Below are 5,024 nucleotides of genomic sequence, written 5' to 3'. Positions count from 1 at the left end.
CCCTCGACGATCATCGGGTTGATGATGTTGCCGAAGTCGTCCACCGCGACGAAGCGGTCGATGTGCACTTCGCCGGTGTCGGGATCGACTTCCACCTCGCAGATGTACGCACCTGCGGGATAGGTGAAGTTGGTCGGGTCGTAGAAGGCGCTCTCATCGAGGCCGGGCTCCAGCTTGTCGAGCGGGTAGTTGTGCGGCACGTAGGCCGTGAGCGCGACTTCGCCGAAGGTCTTGGTGCGGTCGGTGCCGGCCACGCGGAAGACGCCGTCCTTGAACTCGATGTCCTCGGCGGACGCCTCCAGCAGATGCGCGGCGATCTTCTTGGCCTTGGCCTCGATCTTGTCGAGCGCCTTCATGATGGCCGAGCCGCCCACGGCAATCGAGCGCGAGCCGTACGTGCCCATGCCGAAGGGGATGCGGCCGGTGTCGCCGTGCACGATCTCGACGTTCTCGATCGGCACGCCCAGGCGATCGGCCACCACCTGCGCGAAGGTGGTCTCGTGCCCCTGGCCGTGGCTGTGCGAGCCGGTGAACACGGTGACGGAGCCGGTCGGGTGCACGCGGATCTCGCCCGCTTCGAACAGCCCGGCCCGTGCCCCCAGCGCCCCGGCGATGTTCGACGGCGCCAGCCCGCACGCCTCGATATAGCAGGAGTAGCCCATGCCGCGCAGCCGGCCCTTGGCGCGCGAGGCGTCGCGGCGGGCGGCAAAGCCCTTCACGTCAGCCAGTTCGATGGCGCGGTCCAGGCACGGCTCGTAGTCGCCGGTGTCGTAGGTCAGGCCGACCGGCGTGGCGTAGGGGAAGGTGCGGATAAAGTTGCGGCGGCGCAGTTCGGCCGGGTCGATCTGCAGTTCGCGTGCGGCGGTTTCCACGAGGCGTTCGACCACGTAGGTCGCTTCCGGCCGCCCGGCGCCGCGATACGCATCGACCGGCGCGGTATTGGTGAACACCGCTTTCACCTCGGCGTAGATCGCCGGCGTCTTGTACTGCCCGGCAAGCAACGTCGCATAGAGGATGGTCGGCACGCTGCTGGCAAACGTCGACAGGTACGCGCCCATGTTGGCCGTGGTATGCACGCGCATGGCCAGGAAGTTGCCTTGCGCATCCAGCGCCAGTTCCGCATGCGTGACATGGTCGCGGCCGTGCGCGTCGGTCAGGAAGGACTCGGAACGCTCGGCCGTCCACTTGATCGGCCGACCGACCTTTTTCGAGGCCCAGGTGAGCGCTACGTCTTCCGGGTACAGGAAGATCTTCGAGCCGAAGCCGCCGCCCACGTCCGGCGCGATCACGCGCACCTTGGCTTCCGACAGGCCCAGCACGAAGGCCGACATCAAGAGGCGTTCCACGTGCGGGTTCTGGTTGGCGACGTAGAGCGTGTAGCTGTCGTCCTGGCGCGCGTAGCTGGCGTTGACGGCGCGTGGCTCGATCGCGTTCGGGATCAGCCGGTTGTTGACGATGTCGAGCTGGGTGACATGTGCCGCCTTGGCGAAGGCGGCATCGGTGGCGGCTTTGTCGCCGTGGCCCCAGGTGTAGCAGGTGTTGTCGGGCACGTCGTCGTGGACGGCGGAGCCGGCGCTCGGCGCCGTGGCGGTGTCGACCACGGCGGGCAGCTCGTCGTACTCAACGTCGATCATCTCGACGGCATCCTTGGCGATCTTCACCGATTCAGCCACCACCAGCGCCACTTGGTCGCCCACGTGGCGGACCTTGCCCTGGGCGATGACGGGGTGGGGCGGCTCCTTCATCGGTGAGCCGTCGATGCTGTGGATCAGCCAGCCGCACGGCAGGCCGTTGACCTTGTCGGCGGCGAGGTCTTCGCCTGTGAGCACGGCGAGCACGCCCGGCAGCTTGCGCGCGGCATCGGCGTCGATGCTCTTGATGCGCGCGTGCGCGTACGGCGAGCGCAGGAACACGGCGTAGGACTGGTTGGCCTGCATCACGTCATCGGTGTACTGGCCGCCGCCGGTGAGGAAGCGGTAGTCCTCCTTGCGCTTGACGGCGGCACCGATCAGGTGGCGGTTGGGTTCTGCGGGAGCGTTCATGACGGTCTCCTCCCGTTATGCGGCGTGAGCGCGCGCGGCGGCCAGGCTTTGCAGCGAGGCGTCGTCGCCTTCGGCCGCGGCCATGGCTTCGGCGCCTTGCAGCACGGCGCGCACGATGTTGTGGTAGCCCGTGCAGCGGCACAGGTTGCCGTCGAGCTGTTCACGCACCTGGCGTTCGTCAGGATGCGGGTTTTGTGCGACCAGCGCGGTCGCGGCCATCACCATGCCGGGCGTGCAGAAGCCGCATTGCAGGCCGTGGCATTCGCGAAACGCTTCCTGCATCGGGTGCAGCTTGCCGTCGCGGGCCAGACCTTCGATGGTGGTGACTTCCGCGCCGTCGGCCTGCACGGCCAGGATGTTGCATGACTTCACGGCGCGGCCGTTCATGTGCACGGTGCAGGCGCCGCATTGCGCGGTATCGCAGCCGACGTGGGTGCCGGTCAAACGCAGGTGCTCGCGCAGCAATTGGACCAGCAGGGTATGGGGTTCGACACTGACGGTGACGGGCGCACCGTTGACCGACAGCTTGAGGCTGATCGCCATGGGAGTCTCCTTGGGGGATGGTCGCCGTGTGCTCGCGTCGCAGCGGAAATGCGCGCGGAGTCTATGCGTGGGTGGTCGCGGCTCTACCAGTAAAGCACAACACAAAGAGAAGACAACCGAGGGGAAGTGGGGGCAGCGAGACCATGCTGCGGCACGCAAAACATGCGCCGCAGACATGACAAAGGGCCGGAATCCGGCCCTGTTTGACACCAGGCAGTCATGACCTGGCGGGTGTGGCGGCACGTGGCCGGCGCACGGTACTGCAGCGTTGCTGCTGGCTACGCTAATGCCAGCTTGGGCGAGTGCCCTTCGACAAACTACAACTTACGCCTTCGCAGTGCTGGGTGCACGGAAGAGGTTCGCGATCGCCGTGAAGAACGGGGCGAAGGAGAACGATTGGCCGTTCGGACGGCGGTAGTAGTAGATACCTTCGGACATTTCGCGCTCGATCAGTTCGCGTTCGAGTTGGTCGGTCAGCTTCAGGTCGTTCGTGTTTTGCATGATTGGCCTCTTAGGGAATTCCCGGTTAGGGAATACCCTGATCATACACCAGATGATGCAATGCACCATACGTAGGTTTACCTATGCACCAACACGCGTTGTTTCGCCGCCACGCGGGCGCTGCGGCGCACCAATGTGGTGATTCCCGTGGGAAGACCGAGTCACGGCCATCCGGTGTGGCCGGCAATGCGCAGCCTTTCTCTAATGCGCAGCCTGGTCAACGCGGAGGCCGGCACGAACTTGCCGCCAGGCCGCGAGGATCGCGTCGGCGGACCGATCGATGTCTTCTTCAGTGGTGGCCCAGGAAATGACGGAGAAGCGCATCACCAGGCGGTCGCGCCAAGTGGCTTCGGCGACATAGCAGACCCCGGCTTCCTGGATGTGCTCGATGGTGGCCCGGGTCAATTCGCTACAGCGCTCGGGGGACGCTTGCCCACCGAACTGCACGATGAACTGATTGAGCTCGACCGGGTTCAGGATCTCCACCCCGGCTTCGGGTGCGAGCCGCTCGGCCATGCGCCGGGCCAAGCGGCAGTGCTGCGCAATCATGGCGGCGATGCCCGAACGTCCGAGCGCCCGAATCAGCGCCCACGTAGCAAAGCCGCGTGCGCGCCGCGAAAGTTCGGGCACATAGTGAAATGGCTCCCGGCACTCCCCGCCTGCCAGCGGGAGATAGCTGGCCTCGTAAGCCATTGCCCGGCGGTGGGCGTTGGCGTCCCTGACGATGGCATAACCGCAGTCGTAGGGTGTTTGCAGCCATTTGTGGCCGTCGGTTGCCCAGGAATCCGCGCGCTCGACACCGGCCGTCAACTGGACAAACGCTGGGCACGCGCGCGCCCACAAGCCGAATGCACCGTCCACGTGAAGCCAGCCGCGATGCCGATGCACGACGTCCGCGATCCGATCGAACGCATCGAACGCGCCCGTATTGATCTGGCCGGCTTGCGCAATCACGATCAACGGCCCTTGGTGCGTCGCCAGCGCGTCGGACAGGCTGGCGACGTCCATGCGCCCCATGTCGTCGGTCGCAATGCGCGTCACGCGATCATGGCCGAGCCCGAGATAGCGCAGGGCGGCAAAGACCGCCATATGCGCATCGTTGCCTACGCACACGTGGATCGGCGGGGCGCCGAACAGGCCGTCGGCGTCGGCGTCCCAGCCGGCTTGCCGCAGCACTTCGCTTCGGGCCGCGGCTAGGCAGACAAAGCTGGCCATGGTAGCCCCGGTCGTGAAGCCGACCGAACACTCAGGAGGAAGCGACAGCAGATCCAGCAGCCATTCCGCGGCGACCTGTTCGACGACTGCGTTGGCGGGCGACGCGTGGTAGCTGCCGCTGTTCTGCCCCCATATGCTGGTCAGCCAGTCGGCCGCGACGCCGACCGGGTGGGAGCCGCCGATGACTTTGGCGAAAAAGCGCGGGCCGGCCATGCCCATGAGGCCGCCCTCTGCACCGGCAGCGAGCTGCTTGATGACGTCAAGCGCGGCCATGCCTTCGCTTGGGGTTGGCGCAGATAACGCCGCGCGCAGTTCATCGAAACGCGCGGCCGCCATGGGGCGCCGGGTTGCACGCGTGTCATGGAATGCCATGGCCACGGCGTATGCCTGCTCAAGCGCAGCACGATAGTCATCCGACATGGTGGCCTCCCCACGGTGGAGTTCCATTTATAGCCGTCGGACAGGTGGTTTCAAGCGCGGTGGCGGCGCCGTGCAAAGACCTCGATGGCCAGCCAGCCGAGCTACTTGACCGGGATCGGCTGGCTGGCCGGAATCGGTACCGCCGTCACACTGTTCTTGGGGCTACCGGAGAGGACCTTGTCCGAATACGTCAGATACACCAGCACGTTGCGCTTGCGGTCCACCGTGCGCACCACGTGCAGTGTCTTGAAGACGAGCGACAGGCGCTGCGTGAACATGTCGTCCTGCTGCGGCAGCGGCTTG

The 5,024-nt window shown here is 65.9% G+C and carries 5 protein-coding genes; all 5 read right to left on the bottom strand.

The annotated features are described in order from the left end of the window. The coding region (locus QZ609_RS24425) for a xanthine dehydrogenase family protein molybdopterin-binding subunit (RefSeq protein ID WP_295500425.1) at positions 1–2,042 on the bottom strand (2,042 nt) is incomplete at its 3' end. A 15-nt stretch (positions 2,043–2,057) separates the two neighbouring features. Beyond that, the gene (locus QZ609_RS24420) at positions 2,058–2,585 is read right to left on the bottom strand and encodes a (2Fe-2S)-binding protein (RefSeq protein ID WP_295500423.1); all 528 of its coding nucleotides are present in this window, start codon (positions 2,583–2,585) and stop codon (positions 2,058–2,060) included. A 324-nt stretch (positions 2,586–2,909) separates the two neighbouring features. Continuing rightward, positions 2,910–3,086, bottom strand: a complete 177-nt coding sequence (locus tag QZ609_RS24415) for a hypothetical protein (RefSeq protein ID WP_295500422.1) — start codon at positions 3,084–3,086, stop codon at positions 2,910–2,912. A gap of 201 nt (positions 3,087–3,287) precedes the next feature. After that, positions 3,288–4,721, bottom strand: coding sequence for a pyridoxal-dependent decarboxylase (locus QZ609_RS24410; protein WP_295500420.1), 1,434 nt, complete (start codon positions 4,719–4,721; stop codon positions 3,288–3,290). Positions 4,722–4,822: 101 nt separating this feature from the next. Beyond that, positions 4,823–5,024 (bottom strand): CreA family protein (locus tag QZ609_RS24405; RefSeq protein WP_295500418.1); only part of this gene is annotated, 202 nt, incomplete at its 5' end.

Origin of the sequence: uncultured Ralstonia sp., from assembly GCA_913056305.1 — a bacterium.
Classification (GTDB): domain Bacteria; phylum Pseudomonadota; class Gammaproteobacteria; order Burkholderiales; family Burkholderiaceae; genus Ralstonia.
The sequence above is the reverse complement of the archived record's forward strand: the minus strand, read 5'-3'. Positions and strand labels throughout refer to the sequence as shown.

Excerpts from the sequence above, each read along its gene's own strand:
- QZ609_RS24415 (WP_295500422.1), bottom strand. The coding sequence starts at position 3,086 with ATGCAAAACACGAACGACCTGAAGCTGACCGACCAACTCGAACGCGAA.
- QZ609_RS24420 (WP_295500423.1), bottom strand. The coding sequence starts at position 2,585 with ATGGCGATCAGCCTCAAGCTGTCGGTCAACGGTGCGCCCGTCACCGTC.
- QZ609_RS24410 (WP_295500420.1), bottom strand. The coding sequence starts at position 4,721 with ATGTCGGATGACTATCGTGCTGCGCTTGAGCAGGCATACGCCGTGGCC.